Consider the following 26,198-nt stretch of genomic DNA (forward strand, 5'->3'; position numbering starts at 1 on the left):
CGTGAATAAGGAAGGAATAGAAAGGAGAACATCGTGATACAGAGAACCCTGCTTACCGACGCCCCTTTTGATCAGAGAGATATGTCATGGTCGATACGAGGACGCTGGCCCTGCTCGTGGATCTCAGCCCCCTTTCCGCTTGCCCCTCCCTTTGTGTTGGCCTATCGTCTTCGTTTCATACTGGAACAGGCAAGCGTATTCCGCCTGCATGTGACGGCGGACGAGCGCTATATCCTGTATCTTGATGGCATGCGTGCCGGCTGTGGCCCTGAAAGAGGCGATGTGGATCACTGGTATTTTGAAACGTATGATGTTTCTCTGGAGGCAGGGGTTCATATGCTTGTCGCTCAAGTATGGTCCCTGGGTGAGAAGGCCCCATTTGCCCAGGTGAGCGCTCAACCCGGTTTCTTGCTTTGTCCCGAAGAGGACGCATACCGGGATGTGTTGGGAACGGGGCGCGCCTCCTGGGAAGTAAAACAGCTTGCCGGTTACACCTTTCATGAGCCCTTGAGCGCCTTCGCGATTGGCTATACGCTGGAGTTGGAGGGAAAACAGTTCGCCTGGGATTTCGAGCATGGTGTTGGGACAGGCTGGTCTCCTGCGCGTGTATTGCAGCCGGGGGTAACCGCCCAGTGTAGCGAAGTGGCCCCCTCACAACAGCAGCTTCTCCCTGCGTCTTTGCCTCCGATGTTATACCAACGGTATCGTGGGGGCAGGGTGCGTCACATCTCGGCGCCTTCACTTTCCCATACCCACTCGCTTGCTTTTCGAGCAGCCGAGCACCTGACAGAGGAAGAGGAGGGATGGAGGGCATTGCTGGCGGGTGATAGCTCCTTGACCTTGCCTCCCCATACGCGTCGTCGTGTCCTGATCGACCTTGAGAATTATCTGTGTGCCTATCCTGAGATCGTCGTTTCACGGGGTGAAGCTGGTAGTGTGCGTGTCAACTGGCAGGAGAGCTTGATTGCTGACACACATACCTGGAATAAAGGGCATCGTGGAGAAATTGAGGACAAGTACTTTACCACCTTGTGGCGAGATCGAGATGGTATCGGTGATAGCTTTCATCTGGATGGGGGGGAGCATCGTCGTCTCACTACGCTCTGGTGGCGTGCGGGGCGCTATGTTGAACTGGTGGTGGAAACAGAGAATCAGCCGCTGACGCTTGAACAGCTCCATTTCTATGAGACGCGCTATCCGTTAGAAATGGAAAGCAGCTTCAGCGTCAGCGATGAGCGCTTACAACGATTGCTACCACTTGCCTTCCGCACGCTACAGATGTGCGCTCATGAAACGTATATGGATTGTCCTTTCTACGAACAACTGATGTATGTTGGTGATACGCGACTTGAATGCTTGCTGACCTATGTAAGCAGCCGGGATGATCGCTTGCCGCGTAAGGCGCTCAGGCTGTTTGATTACTCGCGTCTGCCTGGGGGCCTGACGCAATCACGTTACCCCTCGCGCGTTCGCCAGATGATTCCGCCCTTTTCGTTGTGGTGGGTTGCCATGATTCATGACTACCTGATGTGGCGTGACGATGTGGCCTTCGTGTGTTCTCTGCTCCCCGGCATGCGTGCTGTCCTGGATGCCTTTGTCTCCTTGCGCGATGAAGATGGGCTGGTTCGTTCTCCAGCGGGCTGGAATTTTATGGATTGGCTCCCTGCCTGGCCGGATGGGGAGCCAGAGGGATCTCATGAAGGGGAGATCTGTGTCTCACTGAACTGGTTGTATGTCTATGCGCTGCAAAAAGGTGTTGAGCTGGAACAGGCGTGCGGTGAAGCGGAACTGGCTGCTCGTTATCAACGTCTCGCCAGAGAGACAGTCGAGGCGCTGACCGCACAGTACTGGTGTGAGGAGAAAGGGCTGTATGCTGACAATGCCGAGCATACGAACTTTTCGGAGCATAGCCAGTGTCTTGCTGTACTCAGCAGATTGCTTTCAACGGAACAGTGCAGGCGTATTGAGGCCGGAATCACGGGCGCCTCAGAGCTACTGCGACCGTCGGTCTACTTTCTGCATTACTATTTTGAGCTCTGTCAGATGACGGGCCGCTCCGATCTCTTTTTTCAACGCTTGCAGGCCTGGTATCAGATGCTCGATCTGGATTTTAAGACCACATACGAGAATCTGGACCCGTTTACCAACCGCTCAGATTGTCATGCGTGGGCGGCGCATCCTCTCTATCATTACTTTGCGACGATTCTGGGGATTCGTCCTGCGGCCCCTGGCTTCCGCTCGGTCATGATCACGCCGTTGTTGGGTTCGCTTGCCAGTAGCGGTGGAACACTGGTTCATCCACAGGGAGAACTCAGAGTTTCCTTCCAGCAGCTCGGCGGTGCTCTACATGCGACGATAGCCCTTCCTGAGACTGTGCAGGGGACCCTGGCGTATCACGGACAACAATGTGCATTGCATCCAGGAGAACAACAGCTTCGTCTGTAAGCTGTGTGGATATCGAGAAGCGGGAAATGGGCAGAGCAGCCCTTCCCGCTTCTCAAGCGTTATCAGGCACAGTGATAGCTGCTGATCGGGTCAGTGCACGAGGAGGCTCGAAGAGGAGACAGGGGACGAAAACAGTATCACCAGCAGCGATGCACTTCTTTCTCAAGTGGATCAGTATATGCGTAGCTTCCTTGCTTGGCAATGGTCTTTTTTTGCAAGCTATGGTAAATCGACCTGATGGATGCGATACAAGAGCGGACACTGTCAAGCCATCTCGATGAAGAAGCTTGTTCAACATAAAGCCGCCAGGGTATGCATGATCCCATTTGCCAGAAAATCTGATTTAGAACAAGCGCCTGTTTCTCCGGGCTGTGAGCAGTCTGTACCTACCATTCTGTTTCAAGAAGTGAAACCGGTGACATAATAGTGCAGGTAGAACCAGAAAAGGTGACTTATTCCCTGTGCTTTTCTCTTGACAAACGATGTTTCTGCAGGTATGCTTGTTTTAAAACAGAGGTGGGTGACAAACCCAGAGGTGAATACACATTCTATGGACGATATGATTAAGAATATTGAGGAGCAGTATCTGATCTCGCCAAAGCAGCGCCGTCAGGCCAGTACAAAACGTGTCAATGCGAAGATTAAAGAGATTAGCGATCGTATACGGGCGTTAGCCTTAGAGAAAGGGCCGGGGAGCCGTCTGCCTACGGTACGTGAGCTATGCGAGCTTTTAAATACATCCAGCGCGACCGTGACTGCGGCACTTGATTTGCTGGAAGCAGAACAGCTTCTCAGCCGCAAAGAGCGGCAGGGTGTTTTTGTTGCTGATACGATTCATCAACGCTCTATTCATATCGTCTTTAACATGTTTCCTCTGGCAAATGTTGGTTCTTCTCCATTCTGGTCATTGCTCTGGGGACATCTGGCGCAGGAAGTTGAACAACGAACCAGTATCAAGAATGAGCATTATGCGTTTCATTTTCTCTGGAGGCCGATGCCTCATCAATTGCCGGATTCTCATATTGCTCTGTTAAATTCGCCCACAGTTGATGGATGTGTTATTATTGGCTTCAATGCGCACAGCTTTGATCACCGTTCGCTGTTACAGGTGCCGCATGTCGTCTATGCCGGTGGGGGTGACTGGATGGCGAAGACCGATTGGCGCACCTCGGGACGTTTAGCGGCCGAGGCGCTGATGCGGCAGGGATGTCAACGTATCGGGTACTGGGCGGCTGATGAGTGGGCGGTTCCGCTGCACGAAGAGCAGGAGATCTTTCATTTTCAGCAAGCGCTGCAACATGCCAGACATCCGATCTATCCCGAACTTTTTCGCAGTGCGCCCACTCCTCCCGCTACCGGGCGGCGAACGCTGACGAATCAGGAACGTGGTTACCTGCTGGTAAAGGAGACCTTTGGTCCCTCGGGGAGCACGCGGCCGGATGGCATCTATATCAGTGACGATCTGGTCACCGATGGGGCGCTCGTTGCGTTCGATGAGCTCGGGATTCAGGTTGGCAGGGATGTGAAGATTGTATCGCTTGCGATTGCCGATTCGCCGATTCTTTTTGGTCGTACCAGAGAGATGACCTTGATTGAGGTAGATGCTGCCGATATTGTACGCGGTATGTTTACCCTCCTTGACACATTCGAGCGAGGAGAGAAGCCTCATGGTGATACGGTCTTTATTCAGCCGCGCCTACGGACGCATTGAGGTAAGATACTAGCTATTGTGGGTGGTGCGCTGGTTCATAAAGTCGAAGTTGACTTTCTCGCTCTAACGTCTTTTCTATGGGCGTTTGGCTGGGTTCATAAAATATTGTCATCAGGATGAAAGGAGGTGCTCTACCCCTGTAGAAAGAGTCCATTTATGTGCGCCTGGAGCCTTTTGGATGATCTTATCAGAGATGATAAGCAGTAGTACAGGAGATAACGACTTTCTCTATTTTGTGTAGCAGCGAAGGAGCAAACTGCATGGCACACTATATAAGTCGGCGGCGTTTTTTGCAGACTGCGACAACCACAGCCAGTGCTGCAACCCTGGGGAGCGTCCTGGCTGCCTGTGGAGGAGGCCCGGGGAGTTCTTCCAGCATTACAATCACGTACTGGGATCACTTCGTCACGGAATCGCCCTATTATGATAACGAGATCAAGCTATTCCAGAAGAAGCATCCCGATATCAAGATCAAGAGGGTATCACAGAGCAGTGATAATTACGACAACCTGTATGCACTTGCGGAGAGGAGCAAGAATACCCCTGATATTGCCCTGATCCCTCAGAATCCCGCGTTTTATGATCAGATTAAAAAAGGATGGTGGCAACCGCTGGATAAATGGGCAACGAAGGAATGGCGTGCCAAATTCCCGGCTCTGGCGTTGCACGAGGGAAGCAACATTTTCAATGGGAAGCTCTATTCGGCACCGTTTGAAGGTCTGGTGGTCCCCTTTCAGCTCTACATCAACAACCAACTGTTCCGTGAAGCAGGGTTGGTGAACGCCGATGGCTCGGTCAAGGTGCCGCGCACCTGGGATGATGTGACACATGCGGCCGAGGCTATTACGAAGAAAAGTAATGGGCAAGTCTATGGGCTTGGGTTTGGCAATGGCGGGACGAAGGTCTTGCTCTGGTGGCTCTTTGTCTTCCTGATCGGTGCAGATTGTCCCGGGGGCCCCGGCGATATGGATTTACGTGTTGGGAAATATACCTATGCCAGTAACCGGGCCTATGGCGATTGGATGCGCTTATTTAAGGAATGGAAAGAGAAGGGTTATATGTACCCCAACTCTTTGAGCATCTCTGATGAGGTCTCGAAAGCCTATTTTGAGCGGGGCAAGTACGCCATGACCGTGGGAGGTATCTGGAATCAGGCTCCCTGGGTCAGTCATGGCTTTAAAGATTTTTCGCTGACAACCCTGATTTCTCCAGAAGCGGAGCCACGCAGCTATTTCCCGACACGGCCCGGTGGAATGACCTTTGCCATTTCGGCTCATGCAAAGAATCCTGACGCGGCCTGGGCCTGGCTTGACTGGCTTTATAGCGTCGAAGCCGGGAAGCGCTTTGTCCAGCAGGGGCGAGGTATCTCAATCTATCCGCAAAACAATGACCCGAAAAATAATACGTTCCCACCCTTCTCGCAGTATGTAGGGACAGCAAAATACTCCGTCACGGGGCCTGATCCCACTATCCGGAATCCGGCAACAAGCTATGTGACGATCAGTAACCCGGTCCATCCAGATCTGACGGAGCTGCTCACTGGCTATTACACCGGTCAGGTGAAGGATCTTGATGCGGCACTCCTGGAATTGCAACAGAAATCGCAGGCCAAAATGGAGGAGGCGATCAAGCTGGCAAACCAGCAGGGGCATAAAGTGAGCATCAAAGATTATATCTTCACTGATTGGAAGGATCTGAAAAAGCCCTACATTACAGAGCCGGGAAAAGGGTATTAAGAGGGGTCATAGTAGCTGGATGTGTGTGCTGCCTTCAGCGAGAGCACACACATCTTCTTGCGGAAGGAAACGCAGTATGCAAACGGTCAAAACTTCTCCTACTCGTGTCATGGAAGTACAGGTGAAACGAAGCGGCGAGAGGCTGTGGCAGAGGGTACGCGCAGGAGGCTGGTCGTATCTTTATGTTGCCCCGATGGTGCTTCTGCTCGTTGCCTTTACAATTTATCCAAACATTGCCTCTCTGGGCTACACGTTCTATCAGTGGAACTGAATTGGGGACCCATCGAGTTTTGTCGGGCTGGAAAACTTCAAGGCGGTTATTGCCGATCCGTTTTTCTGGGGAGCATTCTGGCATACCCTGCTTTACACGCTTGTGCTGGTACCCATTCAATTGGTGCTGGCCTTGAGCCTGGCCCTGATCTTAAACAACCCGAAATTACGTTTTGCGTCCGTCTATCGTGCTATCTTCTTTATTCCCTCAGTGACATCGGCGGCAGTGATCGCGGTCGTGATCCAGCTTATCGTGACGAATTTCGGAGACAATATTAACAATCTGTTGAACCAGCTTCATATCACCGACCAGCATATAGACTGGCTTGGTGATCCGCGCTTCGCGTTAGGCATTATTATTGTGGTTGGTATCTGGTTGGGGTTAGGAATCAACCTGGTCTATTTTATGGCAGGCTTACAGACGATTCCTCAGGAGTTGTATGAGGCGGCGCGGATTGATGGAGCCAACAGCATTGCCCGTTTTTTCTTTATCACTATACCGATGCTGCGCTCGATCGGCGTCATTATCGTGATTCTCGCTTTGCTAGGAAGTTTGCAGGTTTTTGATCTGGTGCTCGTTCTGACCAATGGGGGGCCTTTTGGAGCAACCGAGGTTGTCAACACCTATATCTATCATCAAGCCTTCGGCGACACCCATCTGAGTATACAGCCAGACGTTGGTTTTGCTTCTGCTGCCTCCTTCTTTTACGGTGTTATCTTGATGATATTGTCGGTTGCGCAGGTCTTTGTCTTTCGTTCGATTAATCGACAGCGTGCGCAGGGAATCTAGCGTCAAAGGAGCGTGGAAGTATGATACTACAGATGCCTGTTCAGCGGAAAAAGTGGCGTCAACGCCTCTCTGCCGGATTTGTTCATATGGTGCTTCTTGTCTTCAGTGTTTGCTGGATGTATCCCTTTTTGTGGATGCTTGGGAGTTCGCTGAAGACGGGGAAAGATTTCTTTGATCGTGGCCTGAACATTTTCCCGGGCGAGGTATCCTGGGAGAATTATGTGCACGCCTGGGAGACGGGCAACTTTGGTCTCTATTTTATTAATACGGTGGTGGTCTCTCTGGTCGTCGTCGTTCTCGTCGTGATCTTTACAGCAATGGCAGGCTACGCACTCTCGCGTACGGACTTTCCCGGGAAGAAGGTGCTTTTAGGGCTGATTGCGTTGACGCTCTTTTTGCCGCACGGGTACACAATTATCCCTGTTTTTGATCTGATTCAGCGCCTGGGTCTGATGAACTCATTGGGCTCGGTGATTCTGGTTGAGACAGCCGGGGGAATGGTCTTCAGCACCTTCCTTTTCATGGGCTATTTCTCCTCGATTGATCGCGATATTGAGGATGCTGCGCGTGTGGATGGTGCCAATTATCATCAACGCTTCTGGCGGGTGATGTTGCCGCTGGCCGGACCCATGATCGCGACGGTGACGCTCTTTACCTTTATTGGCTCCTGGAACAACTTCTTTATCCCGCTGGTCTTTACGCTCGGTGTGCCCGAACTGCGAACGCTGGCTGTTGGGATGTATGCTTTCGTGGGTGAGAACTCGGTTGACTGGACCTCATTGGCCGCGGCTTCGGTGATTACACTGGCACCGATTATTCTCCTGTTCCTTCTGTTGCAGCGTTACTTTATCAATGGTGTGGCGGGAGCAATTAAATCATGAGTCTATTGGCATACTGGAAAAGAGTTTCTTATGACTGATGGTGAAATCCGTCTCATCACGCGTGGTGATGATTGTGGTATGTTTCGTGCCGGGAATCTGGCGATTGTGGATGCTTTTGAGCGTGGTATCCTGCGCAATGCCTCAATTATGGTACCGGCCCCCCAATTTGAGCATGCGGCTCGCCTGTTGAAAAACAGGTCGGGCCTGTGCCTGGGGCTTCATGTCACGCTGACCGCGGAATGGGACAGGCCGCGCTGGGGAGCGGTATCACCGCCAGAAACAGTGTCTTCCTTGCTAGATGAGGATCAGTGCTTTTTTCGTTCCTCGATGGAACTCTTTCAACATGGGGTAGAACCGGAGGAAGTGGTGCGTGAGGTGCGTGCGCAACTGGCTCGTGCGCGCTCGTATGGTCTTGATATTCGGTATCTTGACGAACATATGGGGATTGGTTGGGTCTACCAGCAACATGATCCTGAGATACGATGGCGTATTATGGATGCGCTGCGTGAGCTGGCTCAACAGGAGGGTTTGATCTGGACGCGGGATCTTGTGCCGACACTGCCCGCGCCACAATCGGTAGCGGAGCTTCGGGATCTGCTGACGACGCTGTCTGAGGGGACGTATCTACTCATCACTCATCCTGCGAGTGCCAGTCAGGAAATTCACCTGACGACGAATCGTGATAACCCGGTTCCTGGTCAGGTCGCGCGGGCGCGGCAGAATGATTACGCGTTGCTGTGTCATCAGGAGATTTTGCGTGTTGTGCAGGAGCAGCGTATCCGCCTGACGCGCTATGATGAGATCGCGATGCCCTGTACGAGTACCATGTGAGGTGTGTTCCAGAGCAACCGATCCCGTTTGATTGCTCTGGAAGCAGATGAGCGCTATTCCTGCGGGCACCGATGCAGCCAGATGGCAAGCCGAAGGAATACAGCAGCCGTCCAGCAGATACCCGGGCACCGAAGCCCCTGACCTGTTAGCGCGTCATAGTTCTCATAAAAGGTTGCGTCTCTGGCGACCATATCGCAGTAGCGGCGGGCAAGCAAACGGGCCAGCTCAAGTTCACCGGCGTCAACCAGTCCGTCTACGATCAGATAGGTAGGTGGGGCCCAGATTGGTCCACGCCAGTAGCCATCTGCAGTGTATGCCGGGCTGGTCGGGGACTCGCTTGCCAGGCCATAGGGGGTCAAGAATGGGCCCCCGGGTTGGAGATCAGCCTTCATGGTCGCGAGCACCGATGACGGGAGGCGCTTCCCCAGAAGTAGAGGCACGTAGTTCAGCAGAGAATGGGGGGTGACTCGCTCGCCGCTGGCTGTGCGCGAAAGAAAGCGGTTCTCCTGAAGTCCAGTTGTAAGCAAGACTGCAAGCTGTTGTTGTGCTCGTTGTTGCCAGTCCTGTGCCTCAGCAGCACGTCCGAGGAGTTCTGCCATCAGGGCCAGGGTCTCCATCTGGAGCACAAGATAGGCGGCCAGATCTACGCCCTCGATGGGCAGGCCCGAATCAAAGACTGTGGCGTTATCCCACCCGGAGTCATTGCCATCGTAATAGCAACACATGCCGCTTGAGGTGCCGCGTTGTCTGTACCACCACTCGGTCAACCGACAGAGCGGCACATACAGGCGGGTAAGGGCAGGAAGCGATGCCTCAACGCCAAGCATCTGGATCAGTTTGCGAATCGTCCAACCGTAAATAGGTGGCTTGGTATAGCCGTAGAGCACCTTGCTATCATGAATGACATCGGGCAAGACGCCGTTTTCTGCCTGGTGATCGAAGACCAGAAAGAGCTGTTCCCATGCAAGTTCCGGGTCGATGTCGGCGAGAGCCAGCGCGTGAAAGCAGTTATCCCAGGACCAGACGCCGTTCATGGCGGCCTTGCTTGAAAAAATGGCACGGCGGGTCAGGTATCCCTCTACCGGGACCTGACAATTCCAGAGCAAGAAGAGCGCCTTTTCAGCAGTTTCCTGGTAGTGATCCGGGACGGCCGGCAGGCGTTCGCGCCACCGATTAAATTGTGTGGCATAGATGTTCGCCGCCGCTTCAACATCTATCGATGGCATTCCGTTCCAGAAGGTTTCATGGGGAACGAGCCGGAAGGCACCATGTGTGATATTCTCCCGACGCTGGAATGTAATCGTTCCCACAACGGGCGCGGTAAGCTGTGTCTCCGGGCCGGGGCGGAACTGATGAACGTATTGTGTGCCGGTATCGACCAGGTTGAGTACACCGTCCGGCGTTTGATAGTGTGCTTTGTAGGGCTTGCAAGGGACAAAACGTACATCACAACCATGAGCCTCGAAGATAAGGGTTTGTGGATCAGCGAAGGTAAATGTTGCATCTGCACCGGTTGCTGTGTGCAGTTCAAGCCGATGTGGATAGGCAATCCAGATATAGGGAAGCACACTATCCTGCTCGAAAAGCTCGATTTCAAAGAAATTGGAAGCCCAATACGACTGCCACTTCTCGGACATGGCCTTCCGTGCGCTGGTACTGTAGATGAGACGGTTTCCGCTTGCATTGGCTTTCAAGGTCAGAAAAGAATCGGGAACGCTGAAATAGATGGCGTGGAGGTTGTAGGTAAGCATAGCTTGGCTGTCCTTTCTTGTTGGCATGAGTCTGGTTGTCTTTTCTGTGTTCTAAAACAATACACGATAAAATCGAGAAAATCCAGAGTTATAAGCGGTATTTTTGCTGTATTTGGGCTGCTTTCTTGAAAAAAAACTTGACTTTTCTCGTAATTATCGGTAGTCTTGTTTTAGGACAGAAAAATGCGATGGGAGATAGGAATGCGGAACGAAGGAGGGTCTGTCTGGTTTATCAAGAAGTTGTACATGTAACAGCTTTATAGAAAGGAGAGAAGGTGATAAGGAGTAAAACGCGTTGCCTGTGTGTTTTTGTTCTGTTCACCGCGCGATGTGATGCTGCTTTGCGCAAATGAGAGTTGTCGCTGCTACAGTTCCTGAGCACCTCGGTACTTCTGCCAATGGTGGCCTTGTATAGGACAGCAAGATGCAAGTGCCCGGACGGATGGTGCGATAGGAGAAAGGATTCTACTATGTTCAGTGGAACGGTCAAGCGAAAATGTTACAGCGTAGTTTCTTCTTGTCTTCTGGGAGTGATGATCCTCTCATCGTTCTTCTGCTTGTTTACCACATCTGCACAGGCTACATCCCTCAAGAAGAAGCCGAAAGCAACAACGAGTTTGTATACATGGAAGCAGCTCAAGATAGGTGGAGGTGGTTTTGTGACCGGGCTGGTCATCCACCCGAAAAGGCCAGACATTATGTATGCACGTACTGATGTTGGTGGCGCCTATCGTTGGGATGCTAATTCGCAGAGCTGGAAACAGCTTATTACCTCGCAGGGTGTTCCTGGCGCAAGTGTTGCGGATTATAGCGTTGAGAGTATCGCCGTTGATCCAGGCAAGGACCAGATTATCTATGTTGCGGTGGGAAATGAATATAGCCCGACCGAGACCGACACCGGGCGGATTTTAAAGAGCACCGATCGCGGTGCGACCTGGCAGGATATCAGTAAGCAACGCTGGTATATGGCGGGCAATGGCGATAATCGTCAGGGAGGCGAGCGTCTGGCCGTTGATCCGAATAACAGCAATATTCTCTATTTTGGCTCGCGGAACAAGGGCTTATGGGTCAGTACGGATGGGGGAATAAATTGGGCCCAGGTGAATGCTATCCCAACAGGAACAAGCGGGAGCAGTACACCCACTGGCGTCAAATGGGTGACGTTTGATCCTGCAAGTGGGATCAGGAATGGAGCAACGAAGCGGCTCTATGCCGGTGTGGCCGGTCAGGGGGTCTATCGTTCTGATGACGCGGGCATAAGCTGGCAACAGATTTTAACGACGACGGAGACCCCTTATGATGAGGCGCTGGCCCATGATGGGACGCTTTATATGACGACAGTGGGGGCAGGAAGTGTTCAGAAATATGATCCCGCTACGGGGAACTGGACGACGATCTCTCCGAACTCTGGCGAGGGTTGCTACTCTATCGCGCTTGACCCATTCAATAATCAGCGGCTCTTTGTGGGGAGCTGTGGCATGCGCAATGACCACTGGTGGCGTTCAACGGATGGAGGGATTCACTGGGATACCTTAAAGGTCAGCCTGACCGCACCAGACATCCCCTGGATCAGCCAGACCGACGAGACAAATTGGCTTTCAACGGGGCGCATTGTCTTTGATCCGTTTGTACAGGACAAGCTCTGGTTCGCTCAGGGAACCGGCGTCCTGTATGCAACGAATCTGAGCGATGCTACCACAAACTGGGTGTTTACCAGCAAAGGAATTGAAGAGATGGTTGCCACTGATGTGCTTGCGCCTCTGAGTGGACATCCTTTGACGCTGACCTATGACCGGAACGGCTTCTATCACGAGGGGCTTGATAGCTATCCTGATCGGCCGATTCTGAATGAGAAATTTTCAGCAGGCTTGAGCGGGGATTATAGCGGGGGGGACCCTCCATTTGTGGTTGTTGTTTCCTCGGATACGCGCTCCATTAATCCGAGCCAGAGTGGCTATTCAACGGATGGGGGGAAGACCTGGAGCCTCTTTAGTGGGCAAGGAAACTATCCCGATCTCTATGGTGGCAATATCGCTGTCTCGGCAAACGATACCAATAATATTGTCTGGCTGCCGACTAATAACAAGAAGCCCTATGTGACAACGGATCGCGGTGCAACCTGGACGCAGATATCTGCCTTTGCGAATGTACAGACGTTGCATACTATGATCTGGTGGGGGTCGAAGAAGGCGCTCGACTCCGACAAGGTTGACGGGGGCACATTCTATATCTACAGTACCGACAACGGGGGCGAGTTTTATCGCTCAACGGATGGTGGTCATACCTGGGTCAAGACGGCTCAGGCTCCGAGCAGTACCGACAATGATGCGCATGTTTTCGGTCAGATTCGTGCTGTTCCGGGATATGCCGGCTCGGTCTGGGCCAGTACGGTGCAGGGAGGCCTGTGGTATACAGAGAATGCAGGTGATACCTGGAACCCTGTCACCGGGGTGCAGCAGGCGCGTTCATTCGGCTATGGAGCGCCACTGAATGGCTCTTCCTATCCGACGATCTACCTGTATGGGCAGATCAACGATACCTGGGGCATCTGGCGCTCGACGGATAAAGGGGCCAACTGGGATCTGATCGGACAGTACCCGCTGAATCTGGCGGATCAGGTCAATACCGTCAATGGGGATATGGGGCTTCCCGGGCGTGTCTATGTTGGTTTCTCAGGGAACGGCTTTGTCTACGGTGACCAGCAGAATACGACGAGGTAGAAGGAAAAGGAATGCAGGCTTTCATGGAAGAAAGGAGCATTGCTGATGTACGCTTTTCGTCACAAACTCGGGATGTTTGGTATGATCTGTCTGGCCTTGCTTTGTGCGCTGTTTGTGCCGACTGCAACCGCTTTGGCCGAAACCAGAACCGGACCGAATGACACGATTGCGTTCGGGAAGTACTTTGTCCAGAACAACCAGTGGGGGAAACAGTACAACAACTGGGGAGATGGCTATCAAAGCATCACCCATGATGCGAGTCAGGACGGTTCGGGAGCCTGGTCAACCGATTTCCATTGGTGGAATGTGCTTTCTGATGATGCCTGGCATATCAAAGCCTGGCCCAGCATTGTGTGTGGCTGGCAATGGGGGAGCTGGTCTAACAATAGTGGCCTACCGGTGCATCTATGGGATAACAAAAATGTCGTCACAAGCTGGCATTTTCGGATGAATGGTGGTAGCTCATATCGGGCTGATGCCGCGTATGATCTCTGGTTGCATGATGAGAGCGATTGGTATTGGCCCACTGATGAGATCATGATCTGGCCCTGGTGGACAGATGAGGAAACAGGCGCGCATAACGGCACCCATATCGCGACGGTGACGATTGGTGGGGCGACCTGGGATGTCTACAAAGACTGGGCCTCCAATGCTCAGAGCCCGCGCGGTGGCTGGACTTTCTGGAAATTTATCCGCCAGGGGACAACTACACAGATCGACGGCCTGAACATTAAGGATTTTCTGATGTATCTTCAGTGGGGCTTGCCCGATGGCGTTGAACGTGTCCCCAATGCTCGGTATCTAACCAGCATTCAAGCCGGAAGCGAAATCTGGTATGGCAATGGCTGGTTTGCGACCGATCTCTTCTCCGTTGACATCTCGTGATCACAGGACCGGAGAACGTGCGCTGTTTGTGCGTGCTCCGGCTCTTTTTTCTCTGGTAGTTTGCAAAACAGCTAAAATGTCCCGGGTATTGCCACTTTCTGGAGTAATAGCTGTAATCTCCCCGGTCAGTCCAGAGGGACATGTAGTTTGTGTCTGTTGGGCTGACGGTAATAGTTTGCCTGAGTTATTGGCGCCTTCCCCAGGCCCTTGGTCTTGCTTGTGCTCGTAGTATGGTTTATGTTCTATTTTTGTGGCCACTTTCAAAAACATCGCTCTTATTTTTTAGAGCGCTCGTTTGTGTTCACTTTTCCCGGATCATATTGCTTCTCATGCTGAAAAAATGGTATAGAGTGAGGTGGATCGAGGTGTGAGGATGAGCCCTGCTGAAGAGGCGTTTACTGAGAAAAAAGAAGCAGGAGAACCCTTATGGTATCTACCAGGTGAAGCAGAAAGGCATTTCGCGTTCAAAAGAGCTGATGACAACTTTGCCAGAGGGGGGAGTCAACTCTACTTGTATTTGTTCAGGAACTGTCCAAATAGGAAGTATCTGTGTATAATCTACCTGTCATAGTATGAAGGCGGAATGAACATTTACGCTGGTTGGGGAACATTTCTCCGAGGCGTGAAAGCGTATGGAGCCATGCACCATGGCCCCTCAGTTCACCAGTCAGTGGTGTTCAGTGTGCGGCGCGCCGCCCAGAAATGCCTGAGCATGCGAACCTCCATTATGCCTGTGGTGTGGTGCTCAACTGTGAGCACAATGCCGCTTTCTGTAACATGATGAAAGCGGTAGCATGTACTATAGGGCACACGGAACTGATGGGCGCGACTCGCACACGCTTCTGGACAGACCGCCTCTTCGCGTTCTCGGAATCTGAGGGCGTGCAAGCGGGCTGGATGAAGAAAGGATTCTCCGTATCAAAAGCGGAGGTATGTCAAGAAAGGAGGGAAGAAAAAGCAAAAATGAGCACTGAAGCGCCTAAACAGGCTGAAGCGCGTAAACCATCACCGGTTATGAATAACCTGGCGAAGTTCATCCTGGGTACGCCTTTGCATGGCCTTTTCAGCAAACGTCTGATGCTGATCTCGTTTCGTGGGCGAAAGAGCGGCAAGATCTTTACCACACCGGTTGGCTACCAGCGCAAAGGTGATACCATTCTCTGTTTTACCGACCACAAATGGTGGAAGAATTTGCTTACCAATCCTGAAGTGACCTTGCGCCTGCAAGGAAAAACCCTGCACGGTCGGGCAGAGGTTATTCATGATGACGTGGATACGCTTGTTCCTGCGCTCGAGCAGTATATTCAAGAGGCTCCTATTGTCGCTCGGGCTTTTCAAATTGAGGTTGATGAGCAGCAGCGTCCCCGCCCGGAATCCTTGCGGGCAAAGGCTCAGATCATCGCAATGGTACGTATACATCTGAACTGATTCTTGATCGATGTCTTATTTTTTGTGGAGGAGGGAGCGCAAATACCCTATCTCTTGCACTCCCTCCCCATTCCCAGTAGCTGCGGAAGGTAGGACTATTGCGTAAAAAAGCTTTGAGAAGTAGCCGGGTCTGCCTTTCTCGATGAGAGTCGCCTGCCAATAAGGAGATAGTCAGCGTTTGCATCAAGCATCTCGATTGTCGATTGCGTCGGCGTGGTAGTCAAGCGAGGTCTGAAAAGAGTACGTGTACTCAGGTGAAGGCCCTCAACGTGATACGTGCTGAGATCAAGGTGCAGATGTATCGGTACACTATAGGGGACATAGATCATAAACGTGCGGTGATCCGGCGTCATGGCAAGCCGTATCTCCTCAGAAGGAGAGGCGAGGAGCTCATTCTGCGGAACCAGCTCAAAGCAGTCATAGCGTTCAATAATCCATTTTCCAAAAGCGACATCGGAGGCACCTGGAAGCTGAAGCGCCACTTTCCAGGTGAAAGGTCTTTGAGACCAGCGCTCATTGTTGAATGTAGCTCCTTGACGGTGCCAGGACCAGAGGCCATGTGCTCCATAGGTAAACCCGGCTGAAGCCCCCGAGAGAATGCTTTGCCAGAATGCCTTGCGGACATCAAAGGCGTGAAACCGGCCATATTCGCCACCGAAGCCATGTCCCTCATAACAGGGTTCGCTGTTGATTACAGGACGAGCAGGCTGTAAACGAGAGAATTTTTCTGCCAGTGTGTAGGGCAAATGCTGCTCTTCGCGTCGGTGCCCGGATTGATAGACATAGAAGTCCAGTTCAGGGGTGGCGACGATGGAGTCAGGGAGATCGGCATATGGGCTGATGTGAAAGCAGGTGAGAGCATTCGGGGAGAGCTGTTTGACAGTGGTTAGCGCCTTCAGATAGGAGTTCGTCGTCTGCTCGCTGCGGAAATCAGTATCACCGCTGATGAGGTAAACAGGGTGATAGGGCTTTAGGCGTTCTACAACTGCTGTGACGTAGGGGGTAATCGCGTCGAAGGGCATGACATGTTCCGGGTGCTGCTGTGAGATCCAGGTATCTGGAACATAGTTGCACCAGAGCAAGGCGATAGCGCACGTCAGGCCATATTCAGCGGCGCGTGCAACCATACGTTCTGCACGTTGGAAGTAGGTGTCGTTAAGGTGCAGGAAATCAAAGCTTCCATCTGCCTTGCATTCAAAGGGAAAGAATGTCTCGGGCGATATGCTGGCATCGTGAAGAATAGGCAAGAAGGAAAGTTGTAGAGCAGTAAAGCCCTGCCCGCTGCGATAGGCTACGTACTCTTCCCATTCAGCTTCTGTGGCCACAGCAAAGGCGTTCCAAGCTGTATCGGCGAGGTAGAAAAAAGGCTGATTATTCGCGACAAAATGGCGGGACGCGATGGTCAACATATGTATTTTGCTCCTTTCACGAAAGACGTTTTCGGGGTCCAGTTGAGCCGCGGACAACCAGGCGAGTAGTAAGCCGGATGTGAGTTGGCTCTTCCTGCTGGTGCTGCTGAAAGTGGCGTATCACCATCTGCACCGCGGCTCTTCCCATTTGCTCCATAGGCTGCTCAACCGTCGTGAGTGGAGGGGAAAGATATGGACTATAGGTATTATCAAACCCAACAACAGAGATATCTTCAGGGATCGAGAGATGTACTGCGTAGAGTGCCTGTAAGACCCCGGCAGCGATAATATCACTGGTGGCAAAGACGGCATCAGGTCGTTTTCCGCTTCGAAGGAGCTTTTGCATTGCATGATACCCCGCTGAAAGTCCATTATCGGCGGATGTATAGAAGCGGTCCAGTATGATCAATTCAATATCGAGTGGGATCTGATGGTGTGCAAGGGTATCGCAATAGCCAGCGAAGCGCTCGTGCTCAATCCTGTTCCGATAAGGTTGGGCTTTGCGTTCGGCTGGACCGGGAGGGATTTCACCAAGATACGCAATTCGACGATGCCCCAGGGTAATGAGATGCTCAATGGCTTCAACTGTGCCCGCATAGTTATCAGCCGTGACCGTTGGTGTAGACAACGCTGTAGGACGCTCTACCTGTATGACCATCAATCCCGCCTCTAAAGCGATCCGGACGTTTTCTTCACAGAGCGGAGTGGTGAAGAGAATAGCATCTACACGCCGCTGGATAAAGGTCTCGACACCTGACCGCTCGCGCTCTGGATCGTGTTGCACATTGAAGGCCAGAATAGACCAGCCATGGTATAACGCCTCTTGTTCGGCTCCCAGTGCGACTCCAATGAAGAAAGGATTGGGAGCTGTTCCCTGAAGAATGTGCCCGATTGTTTTTGTCTGCCGGGCTCGTAAGCCCTGGGCAACTATGTTGATTCGGTAGCCTGTCTGCTGAATTGCCTGCTCGACCCGTTTCCGCGTTTTTTCTGTCACAAGGCTCTCGTTGCGGAGGACTCGGGTGACAGTTGCCGTGGAGACTCCGGCGAGCCGGGCAACGTCTTTTAAGGTGACTTGTTTCTTATTCATAAGATGCTGTCTCATCTTGTAGGCTTGTAGTGAAGGCTTATCTCGCAGAAAAATGCGCTGTGGCGTATGGCTCGTTTCTCTATCTGTTATCGTTATCTCCTCTCAAAGCTTATATTCTCTGACTTGACAGGAAAAGTGAAATTCTGTACACTCGGTGTTATCGATAACATTTGCTTGCTTACCTATTTACAGTATAGGTTATCGATAACATCTTGTAAAGGCAGAGGGCTTCGCGTCAAAAAGGAGAAGAGAAAAAGAGCTTGAGTGGTAGTGAGTTGGTTGGAAATCCATCCGGAGACTGCATCGTTGCGCTTTTCTACTGGAGAGAGCCTGTCTGTCACGGCCCGGTATATCGCCGGATGATTGGTGCCCTTTGGAAGCATGAAAGGAGATCCTGTCGGACACACTTTCTGTAGAGCGCTCATAAATGCTGGATCATGAGAAAGGAAATCTATGCGATCTGTACGTATTCTCTTTACCGGACAAAATCAAGTTGAAATTCAAAATGCCGAGGTTGCAGCGCCCGGCTCTGCTCAGGTGCTTGTTCAGGCACGCAAGTCTCTTATCAGTACGGGAACAGAGACGATCTGTTTAAGCCGAAACTTTGAAGCCAATTCACATTGGGATCGTTGGGTGCGCTATCCCTTTACTCCTGGATACAGCCTGGTTGGTACTGTTGTGGAGATTGGTAAACAGGTTTCATGGGTGCGTTCAGGGCAGCGAGTGGCCTTGCGTAAGCCGCATCAGCAGTATACTCTGGCAGAGGCTTCTGACCTTTACCTTATCCCGGATGGGATTTCGGACGAGGAAGCGACCTGGTTTGGTCTGGCGAACATTGTGCAAAATGGGGTGCGTAGAGCCTCTCATGTGCTTGGCGAGAATGTGGTAGTAATCGGTTTAGGGCTGCTTGGTCAGTTGGTAGTACAGTATATGCGCTTGCTTGGGGCACGCCATATTATTGCGATCGATATGGCTGAAACGCGGTTAACGATGGCAAAGGCGCACGGAGCTACAATGACGCTGGCAATGGATGCTGCAAATGCGCGGGAGGCTGTGCTTGAGCTGACTGAGGGACGAGGCGCAGATGTCGTCTATGATGTGACCGGGGTGGCTGCTGCCTTTGAGGCAGCTCAAGGGCTGCTATGTCGCTTTGGTCGGCTGGTATTGCTTGGTGATACCGGGATGCCCTCCCGACAGCATTTGACCGGGGCGGTGATTACCCGAGGCTTGCAGATTATAGGTGCCCATGATACGAATCCTCCTGCGCTCTCAACGGATCATGCGTACTGGGATCATCAGCAGATGGCGCGGTTGTTCTTTACTTATGTCCAGCGCGGTGATATGCGTGTTGCGGATCTAATAACGCATCGATATACTCCATCCCAGGCACCAGAAGCCTATGCATTGCTTTTGCAGAAGCGAGAAAACGCAATGGGGGTAATCTTAGATTGGACATCGCTTCCTGAATGATATCCGACATATTGGATGGTTTTCCGCTTTCGGCCCCGGTTTCCTGTGCTGCGGGCAGGGCAAGTAGGGAGTCTCGTCGAGCGCTTCTGGGCAGCGTGCCCTACGGGTCGTCGCACCGCGGCGGCTCGCTAGCACGCTGGCTGAAAGAAAAGTCTCCGGGCTTGTGCCCCGGGGAGTGTCAATGATTGCATTGCCGAAGAGGACTGTGAGAAAAGCGATCACCTCGTAGCGTCCGAAACGCCGCCGCGCAAAACACCTCTGTTCACCCCTCTTCAGATCCAAAGGCTTTTCTTGCTTTTTGCGGCGCCTTGAGATAATCTGTCAATCCAATTACATTGCCCCAGGGATCGGCAATTTCAACAATCCATCCAGTGCTCACCTCCCAGGGCTCTTTGAGCAAAGGAATACCAGTGGCCTCTAGCTGTCGGGCGGCAGCACGCGCATCGGCTACCTCCAGCCATACACGAGGTGTGGTGCGTGGGGGGGCAGGATCAATATCCTGGACACGTAGCAAGAGCCCTGGTTCCTCTTTTCCCAGTTGATAGGCGATCACGCCAGCCTCTGCTATTACAAATTTTACTGGAAATCCGAGGCCCTTTTCATAAAAGGCTCGTGCCTGCGTGAGATCTCCGATGGCAAAGAGGATGTTATCAACCCCTAGAATAGGAAGACTCATTTTGATTCTCCTTGTATGCTTTGTTCCCAATCTCGATCATACACGCACCTGCTACCAGGTGCCGAGATTCCTCGCCAGATTTTCTTGTTCTCGTTGAACAGCTCTGGATTTTTTGAAGGGAGGAGTGTGCCTTATTCTTGTAATATATGTCTAAATCTTTTTTTTCAGGGCCTGAGCAGCTAGTTCTGTAAAGAGAAGAAAGCAGAACGAACAATATATGTTGAGTATATCATACGAGATACTTTCTACACAACTTTCTTCTTTTTAAGAAGGCCAAAAGGATTGAAGTTCATTTTCAGAGGAATTGAGAACTTGTGAGGAACATCAGAACAGTACTAATGTCTCCGATGAAGGGATTGAAACTCGGATCAGTTGTGACGTTTGGCTTCGCTAAACGCTTGTGCCACACATGTGGAGCGAGAGCTATTGAGGTTCAAGCGAGGCTAAAAATTGGAAGTTCCCACAAACTGGAAATATGTTCCTTGCTATCAAGTGGGAAAGGCTGCTCCTGGGGGATTTCGATATGTTTCAGAAACGTTTCAGTGAGCTGTTTGATGGCAGGGGCTACGGATGAGGGAGATTTGCTGTTCTTCTCAGAGTATGGTGAGCAGTGTTGGCTAGTGTGCTCTTATTGGTTCTGATGCATCGCTTGAGCAGGAGTGAAAAGTATCATGTGACAACCGAACTCCTTGCTGTTCTGATCGTGCAAGATATAAGAAGGTAGGCTTGTGCTACTCATAGTAGGCGTGGTGAGCAACTCATTTGTTAAATCAGATGATCTCTCTGTTCCGGCCAGCATAGCGATAGGCCAAAAAGGAATCAGGGAAATCTGTGTGTCAGGTGCGGTAACCGTGACCCGGAGACAGGTCTTGACTGCCTCGGCCAGGTTTGCCAATCCGGAATGACCACGGATTCGTGACATAGCCGAAGCCGACTCCAGCATCGGGGGCGCCATAGGCAACCGATCCGCCGGAGCCGGAGTGACCGAACGAGGCGGGTCCGACCCAGGGCATTGGTGGGCTGGCTCACTAGAACCCGAGCGACATGTAGAAGGAGCGGTCTGTCGGAAGAAAAAGTTCTGGTGGAAGCTCACATATCCGTGTCTTGTCGGTCTGGACGGCACTCATCCTCTCAACCGTTGCCGGATCGAGTAGCCGCACGCCAGGCACGCGTGTTCATGTATCCGCTGGTGGGATCTATGGCACCGCCGAGCACGCCGGCGCGGGCTTGCACGAAATCCGTTCCTGGCGGAGAAATAGAGCTGGCGAAGGTTGGGGAGCGTGCGCGTGATTCTGGCGGGAATGATCCTGCTGGCCATAGGTTAAGAAGAGATTTCCTCGTGGTTACCTACTGGTTTGCTTGCTCCAGAAAGCGCTCTATAATCAGTCTTACAGTAGGAATCAAATCCAGGTCAAGCACTCTTTCGAGCGGCGTAAAAACCATAGCCTGCCCTTCACCCAGGACAATATCTTCCTGGCGGGCCTGGGTCTGGACAGAATAGACATGCCATTGACGATAAACTCCTGGCAGTGGGTTAGCAGGAAGGATGCTCTCCCAGAACAGCTTGAGATTGCCATGTACCTTGAGGCCTGTCTCCTCTTCCAGCTCCCTGCGGGCTGCTTCTTCCGGGGTTTCGCCCGGCTCAATCCCGCCTCCCGGCAGGCCCCATTTGTGCGGCCACGGATTTGCAGTGCCATCACGGTGCTGCATCAACAGCTGGCCCTGCTGATCTATGACAAGCACCACGGCAATATGGTGATCCCGAATCTTTTGCTCCATTTTGGATGCTCTTTCTGTCTCTATTTTAGATGAGGGTGCTTCCAACTTGACCGAGCAGGATAAGCTCATCAGAAACGAGGCTTGCTCTCGCCTGAAGGCAGATCAGCTTATGATATCTATGATCATCGACCAAGCGGCACCCGTCCCACCAGCATATCATAGAGCGCAAGCGAGGGCGCGGTCCAGCCTTGCATAGTGATGCCCCCACCTTCATCAATGCATTGCATCTGCTAGCTTTGTGCAGCTTGGCTGTGCATCTGACGTATCGTTGGTGCCTTCCCGATCCTCCGCCGGCCCGGGGAGGAAGGAATTGGGCAAACGCAGTAGCATGGAACGCTTTTGGGGTCGGGTCTTTCTGTTTTTTCACGCGTCCTCGCCCTCCTCTCGTCTCCCTGGTCCACCATGGTTCGGCAGGTCCCCTTGACTTACACGTCCACTATCATTGTCGCTCTCGCTGCGAGCCTGCTGGCCGCTCCGATCTCATCTGCTCTCCCGAACGCGTTTTTTTAGCTCATACATGGGAGGTTTCTGAGTTACGAAATACCATCAGTGGTGAGAACTAGCCCAAACCTTGCTGCGAGATACTGTACAACTCCCAGTCATGACGAGTCTTTAGAGGGAAAGATTCTTCAACGACGAGTTATTTTCTTTCTAGGTTCAATTACTATGGAACCTCGTATTGAAAAGCGGGCCGTCCCCGTCGCTTTGGGCTCAACCCGAGACCAGACTTCAGTGGCGATTTCCATCTGGCGAGTCGCGAGATTAAGCAGGGACATAGGTCAACCTGATCACATCCTCGCCAATCCGATCGTGAGCTATAAGGCGGAGCGGTGGTCGGGGTTCGGCGAAATATGGCTTGCCGTGACCAAGTACGACGGGGTGCAGGTAGATTCGATACTCATCGATCAGGCCAAGCTCGGTGAGGCTGTGCGCCAAGTTCGGGCCAGCAACTTCGATCTCCCCGTCGCGTCCGGCCTTCAGCTCGCGGATCGCGCGCTCAAGATCACCCTCAACAAGCCTGGCATTGGGGCCGACCGACTTCAATGAGCGCGAGACGACCCATTTCGGCTGGTTCCGCCACGCCGCCGCGAAGGCGTGTTCCTCTGCATCCCATTCAGGATGATCGTCATCCCAGTAACGCATGATTTCATATATTTGGCGGCCGTAGATACTGCCTGCCTGCCCCTGAGCCTCCTCGATGAAGTGGCGGAAGAGCGTGGGGCTTGGCGCAAACTTCATATGGTCAACGTAGCCATCCAGGGACTGGTTCATTCCGAACACTAACTTAGCCATATTTACAGCCTTTCTTCACGCGGCACATCCGTGCGGTCATGCATAAACCTGTCCAGAGGCATTGTCGTTCCGATAATAACGTTTCCCATAACACCTCCAGAGTATAAGTGGATGTTTCCTTCTCCCAATCTTACCCGTTCCCCTCGAAAAAAACTTCTCCGATCTTGCTCTTCGCTCCCTACAGTCAGCATCCATTCCTAGAAAAGATAAGAGGCCCACTCTCGATCTCGGCGATGACACCAACTTCTTTTGCTCAATTTGAGTGCGTACCCCTTTCAAGCCTCATATGGTGAGGTGTCTTGTTGAGGAGGGAAGGCTCTCTAGAGCCGGACAGGGATGCTGCCCGGTTCTGGAGAGGGATGGACGCAGGAGACTAGCGTGTAGATGCCAGTGCTGCTTGTGCCAGGAGACAGGAAGCAGTGGCTTGGCTGATCAGGAGAAAGGGACCTGGGTGGGCAGACGAGATGGTTGTGCAGATGCAGGTGGGGCTCATGCCGGAGTATGAGCACGCATGCTCTCGCTAGCATCTGGGAGGGAGAGACATGGGAAGCTCTTCAGCGTTCGTCTCTGGCCAGAACGGACGTTGAGAGATGGTCCCGGTCGCTCCCCGGGTGCTGTGTGCCCGCATGCGGGTTCCCAGAGGGCGTTCAGGCTTCCCCTGATCCCCGATGAAGCTCCCGAAGAAGGCGAGCCATGTGCTGGCCAGTGGCTGGCGCATGCGGGATTGCCAGAAGGCGTGCTCCTGCTGGATCTGCATGTGCAGGCGCTCATAGAGCGTGCGCACGGTCTCACGAAGCGCGAGAAGCTGTGCGCTGCGTTAAGCCTGGGCCTCCTGTTGGCGTGCTGGAGGCGGTGGTGAGCTTGCTGCAACGCAGCCTTCAGATCTCGCGTCCGCTGAGTGAGTCGGTGGAGTTCTGCTTCGAGCAGCCGCAGGGGCGATGATGCTCCCTGAGAAGCGGGTGTCACGTGCTGGTGACGATGACGACGAGGTGCGAACCGAGGATGCTGACGAGCCATAGGAAGAGACACGAGAGATGCTTGAGCATTCAGAAAAGTGAAGTGAGCGAGGATAGGAAGGGGAGTGAAGTGGACAAGAGAAGGGGAAGGCACGAGATGTGTGTGCGGTATCATATTGGTGGTAATGGAGAAGGGGAGAAGATAATAGAGAGATAAGAAGCAAAAATAAAGAGGGAGTGGGAATAAGGAAGCAGGAGTAAGAGAAGGGGAAGGGAATAGCGCTGTCGCGCTTCCCAATGGTGCGTATCGGAGAAAACGCTGTCTAACGCCTGACGCAAATCACCAATTGTGAGCAGTGGATCAACGGGCCTCTCGACGAAAAGGCTGCATCCTTTACATAAAAAAAGAGGTACAAGCGAAGCTACGCGTTTTAGCATCCTATTTTGGTGCGTGTCTGTTGCAGCGCGGCGTCTCTCTTGCATGTCAGGTCATAGCTTTTCAACGAAACGAAAAGAGGGGAGATGAGCGTAGAGAGAAAAGAGTTGAGGAGGAAAACAGAGCAAGGAGAGGTCTATGAGCGTCTCGGCTTCCTTGCCTGAAGAAGATTCTGTCTGTTCTGCGAGGAGCGGCTACGACAGCGTGCCTGGATGAATGAAGGGATGAGAAGCGCTCAAATTGCAATTGTCACTGGTGCGCTTCTTGTTGCAACATGGTCCAGAGATAAGAGTGATTTATAGTACATACATACGGATGTCCTTGATGGATCATGTCATTTCTTGCTATCTTAAGAATGCGTATGCTTGATGGGACTGGCTTCAGATCCTCTTTCGGGTACCTGGGAGACTGCTCCCTGCTGAGAGCACTGCAAGCTATTCTGGTTTGGTCCGATGGATAGTGCTCGTTTTCGGTAATGAGGTAGAAGCGAGAAGAAAAGAGGAACGTTATGACACTGACACAAACGAAAGTCATTCTTGGCCCCACAGTTGAGGCCTTGCCACTACAAGAGAGCAAACTTCCGAACTTGCTGACCTACATCTATGAAGGGATGAAATTGCCCAACACACCAGAATCGTTGGCTTCTTTTATGAAGACAACAAAGAATGAAATCCTCTATTATCACTCATCCTTGCTTTATGACTTTAAGGCGCTCAGGGAACATTGTGAAGATTTTGGGGGTAAGGATAGAACCTACGAAAAAAGTGTGAATGTTGCAAAAGATATTGTGGCCTATAGTGAAAAAGCGAAGAAGAGCTACAATGAAGTCTTGCAATTGATTGATGAGTGGAGGAAAGAACCGAGTAAGGAACAGGAAAAGAAGCAGAAAGTGAAAGATATTCTAGAAGCAAGGAAAAAGGAATCTCAAAAATATCAGCGAGACGTTGAAGCTGTGTATAAAGGAGTGCATGCTTTCCTGGACATTACGCAAAAAGACCAAAAGGCTCTGGAGTCAGATGAAAGCCACTATAATCAAAAACTGATGAAGGAAAATAAGAAGTTAGCTGATTTAAATGAAGAAGTGAAAAAACTACAAAAGGAAATAGAAGAGAAGAATCAAGCTGTGCTTGAGAAAGTGAAGCCGAGCTTTTGGCAGGCATTACGCTTTGTAGGTGTTGGGGGATTGGGGGTATACGCGTATACACAGGAGGTCAAAGATGCCATAGCGAAGCTAAGCGAAGCAAAGGAAAAGTTAAAGAAGGCCCAGGATGAGCAGGACAAGTACTTTAGAGCACTGACGCTCTCGCGAATGATTGTGGCAACTGTTACGCACGCACAGAATAACTTGCGAAAGGCATTACCAGAATTGCAGAAGATGATAGGGATCTGGAGTACGTTGAGTAAGGATTTTGATACTCTCCTGAGCAAGCTGAACAGTAGGGGGATGCAGGAGATTAGCCAGATTCTGACGAAGCTGGCGGTCCAGAGCGCAATCAGGCAGTGGGAGGCGCTTAAGGATAAAGCAGAGAAGTATTACAAAAATGCGTATTCACATGGGGCGACCTGGTATAGCACGATTGATGACCTGCTCAAGGCTGTCGGGTAAGGGGACTATGTTAGTCGCAACAAGGACAGAGAGCTTAA

The 26,198-nt window shown here is 52.0% G+C and carries 22 protein-coding genes; 14 read left to right on the plus strand and 8 right to left on the minus strand.

Annotated features, from left to right (window positions below):
• The first annotated feature begins 33 nt into the window (after positions 1–33).
• From EI42_RS21310 to EI42_RS21335, 7 genes are all read left to right on the plus strand, one after another.
• Positions 34–2,445 (plus strand): alpha-L-rhamnosidase-related protein, encoded by a 2,412-nt coding sequence (locus EI42_RS21310; RefSeq protein WP_111324666.1) that lies wholly within the window; start codon positions 34–36, stop codon positions 2,443–2,445.
• A 550-nt stretch (positions 2,446–2,995) separates the two neighbouring features.
• A complete protein-coding gene (locus tag EI42_RS21315) occupies positions 2,996–4,156 on the plus strand; it encodes a GntR family transcriptional regulator (protein ID WP_170142800.1) in 1,161 nt (386 codons plus the stop codon).
• A 260-nt stretch (positions 4,157–4,416) separates the two neighbouring features.
• Positions 4,417–5,892 carry an ABC transporter substrate-binding protein gene (locus tag EI42_RS21320; RefSeq protein ID WP_111324668.1) on the plus strand — a complete coding sequence of 492 codons (1,476 nt, stop codon included), beginning with the start codon at positions 4,417–4,419 and terminating at the stop codon, positions 5,890–5,892.
• 76 nt (positions 5,893–5,968) lie between these two features.
• On the plus strand, positions 5,969–6,163 hold the full coding sequence (locus EI42_RS33405) for a sugar ABC transporter permease (RefSeq protein WP_211326291.1): 195 nt from the start codon (positions 5,969–5,971) through the stop codon (positions 6,161–6,163).
• A gap of 102 nt (positions 6,164–6,265) precedes the next feature.
• Positions 6,266–6,952, plus strand: coding sequence for a carbohydrate ABC transporter permease (locus EI42_RS21325; protein WP_211326292.1), 687 nt, complete (start codon positions 6,266–6,268; stop codon positions 6,950–6,952).
• A gap of 20 nt (positions 6,953–6,972) precedes the next feature.
• On the plus strand, positions 6,973–7,833 hold the full coding sequence (locus tag EI42_RS21330; protein ID WP_111324669.1) for a carbohydrate ABC transporter permease: 861 nt from the start codon (positions 6,973–6,975) through the stop codon (positions 7,831–7,833).
• A 30-nt stretch (positions 7,834–7,863) separates the two neighbouring features.
• Positions 7,864–8,664 (plus strand): ChbG/HpnK family deacetylase, encoded by an 801-nt coding sequence (locus EI42_RS21335; protein ID WP_111324670.1) that lies wholly within the window; start codon positions 7,864–7,866, stop codon positions 8,662–8,664.
• 53 nt (positions 8,665–8,717) lie between these two features.
• Here the strand turns inward: EI42_RS21335 and EI42_RS21340 are convergent, their stop codons facing one another.
• Positions 8,718–10,415: an amylo-alpha-1,6-glucosidase gene (locus tag EI42_RS21340; protein WP_170142801.1), complete on the minus strand. Its 1,698-nt coding sequence runs from the start codon at positions 10,413–10,415 to the stop codon at positions 8,718–8,720.
• Between the two features lie 617 nt (positions 10,416–11,032).
• On the opposite strand from EI42_RS21340, the gene EI42_RS21345 reads away from it, so the two are divergent.
• Both EI42_RS21345 and EI42_RS21350 read left to right on the plus strand, forming a co-directional pair.
• Positions 11,033–13,135, plus strand: coding sequence for a sialidase (locus EI42_RS21345; RefSeq protein ID WP_170142802.1), 2,103 nt, complete (start codon positions 11,033–11,035; stop codon positions 13,133–13,135).
• Positions 13,136–13,180: 45 nt separating this feature from the next.
• Complete coding sequence (locus EI42_RS21350) at positions 13,181–14,020, plus strand: GH12 family glycosyl hydrolase domain-containing protein (RefSeq protein WP_111324673.1); 840 nt, start codon at positions 13,181–13,183, stop codon at positions 14,018–14,020.
• Between the two features lie 660 nt (positions 14,021–14,680).
• On the opposite strand, the gene EI42_RS33410 is transcribed toward EI42_RS21350, so the two are convergent.
• Positions 14,681–14,908, minus strand: a complete 228-nt coding sequence (locus EI42_RS33410) for a hypothetical protein (protein ID WP_211326293.1) — start codon at positions 14,906–14,908, stop codon at positions 14,681–14,683.
• 75 nt (positions 14,909–14,983) lie between these two features.
• Between EI42_RS33410 and EI42_RS32710 the strand changes: the two genes are divergently transcribed.
• Positions 14,984–15,448 carry a nitroreductase/quinone reductase family protein gene (locus tag EI42_RS32710; RefSeq protein ID WP_170142803.1) on the plus strand — a complete coding sequence of 155 codons (465 nt, stop codon included), beginning with the start codon at positions 14,984–14,986 and terminating at the stop codon, positions 15,446–15,448.
• Between the two features lie 95 nt (positions 15,449–15,543).
• Here EI42_RS32710 and EI42_RS21365 read toward each other — a convergent pair whose 3' ends face one another.
• Positions 15,544–16,857 carry a glycoside hydrolase family 140 protein gene (locus EI42_RS21365; protein WP_111324676.1) on the minus strand — a complete coding sequence of 438 codons (1,314 nt, stop codon included), beginning with the start codon at positions 16,855–16,857 and terminating at the stop codon, positions 15,544–15,546.
• A gap of 16 nt (positions 16,858–16,873) precedes the next feature.
• A complete protein-coding gene (locus tag EI42_RS21370) occupies positions 16,874–17,944 on the minus strand; it encodes a LacI family DNA-binding transcriptional regulator (RefSeq protein ID WP_170142804.1) in 1,071 nt (356 codons plus the stop codon).
• Positions 17,945–18,397: 453 nt separating this feature from the next.
• Between EI42_RS21370 and EI42_RS21375 the strand changes: the two genes are divergently transcribed.
• Positions 18,398–19,414, plus strand: a complete 1,017-nt coding sequence (locus tag EI42_RS21375) for a zinc-dependent alcohol dehydrogenase (protein ID WP_111324678.1) — start codon at positions 18,398–18,400, stop codon at positions 19,412–19,414.
• A gap of 262 nt (positions 19,415–19,676) precedes the next feature.
• Here EI42_RS21375 and EI42_RS21380 read toward each other — a convergent pair whose 3' ends face one another.
• Positions 19,677–20,090, minus strand: a complete 414-nt coding sequence (locus EI42_RS21380) for a VOC family protein (protein WP_111324679.1) — start codon at positions 20,088–20,090, stop codon at positions 19,677–19,679.
• 1,104 nt (positions 20,091–21,194) lie between these two features.
• On the opposite strand from EI42_RS21380, the gene EI42_RS33415 reads away from it, so the two are divergent.
• Positions 21,195–21,380: a hypothetical protein gene (locus EI42_RS33415; RefSeq protein ID WP_211326294.1), complete on the plus strand. Its 186-nt coding sequence runs from the start codon at positions 21,195–21,197 to the stop codon at positions 21,378–21,380.
• A 57-nt stretch (positions 21,381–21,437) separates the two neighbouring features.
• Here the strand turns inward: EI42_RS33415 and EI42_RS21390 are convergent, their stop codons facing one another.
• The 3 genes from EI42_RS21390 to EI42_RS21400 form a co-directional block, all read right to left on the minus strand.
• Positions 21,438–21,869: an NUDIX domain-containing protein gene (locus EI42_RS21390; protein WP_211326295.1), complete on the minus strand. Its 432-nt coding sequence runs from the start codon at positions 21,867–21,869 to the stop codon at positions 21,438–21,440.
• Between the two features lie 762 nt (positions 21,870–22,631).
• Positions 22,632–23,162 (minus strand): dihydrofolate reductase family protein, encoded by a 531-nt coding sequence (locus tag EI42_RS21395; RefSeq protein WP_111324680.1) that lies wholly within the window; start codon positions 23,160–23,162, stop codon positions 22,632–22,634.
• Positions 23,163–23,682: 520 nt separating this feature from the next.
• On the minus strand, positions 23,683–23,946 hold the full coding sequence (locus tag EI42_RS21400; RefSeq protein ID WP_111324681.1) for a hypothetical protein: 264 nt from the start codon (positions 23,944–23,946) through the stop codon (positions 23,683–23,685).
• A 23-nt stretch (positions 23,947–23,969) separates the two neighbouring features.
• On the opposite strand from EI42_RS21400, the gene EI42_RS34450 reads away from it, so the two are divergent.
• The gene (locus EI42_RS34450; protein ID WP_281279015.1) at positions 23,970–24,104 is read left to right on the plus strand and encodes a hypothetical protein; all 135 of its coding nucleotides are present in this window, start codon (positions 23,970–23,972) and stop codon (positions 24,102–24,104) included.
• Between the two features lie 958 nt (positions 24,105–25,062).
• Complete coding sequence (locus EI42_RS21410) at positions 25,063–26,160, plus strand: HBL/NHE enterotoxin family protein (protein WP_111324683.1); 1,098 nt, start codon at positions 25,063–25,065, stop codon at positions 26,158–26,160.
• Positions 26,161–26,198 lie beyond the last annotated feature (38 nt).

It is taken from the genome of Thermosporothrix hazakensis, assembly GCF_003253565.1.
Classification (GTDB): Bacteria; Chloroflexota; Ktedonobacteria; order Ktedonobacterales; family Ktedonobacteraceae; genus Thermosporothrix; species Thermosporothrix hazakensis.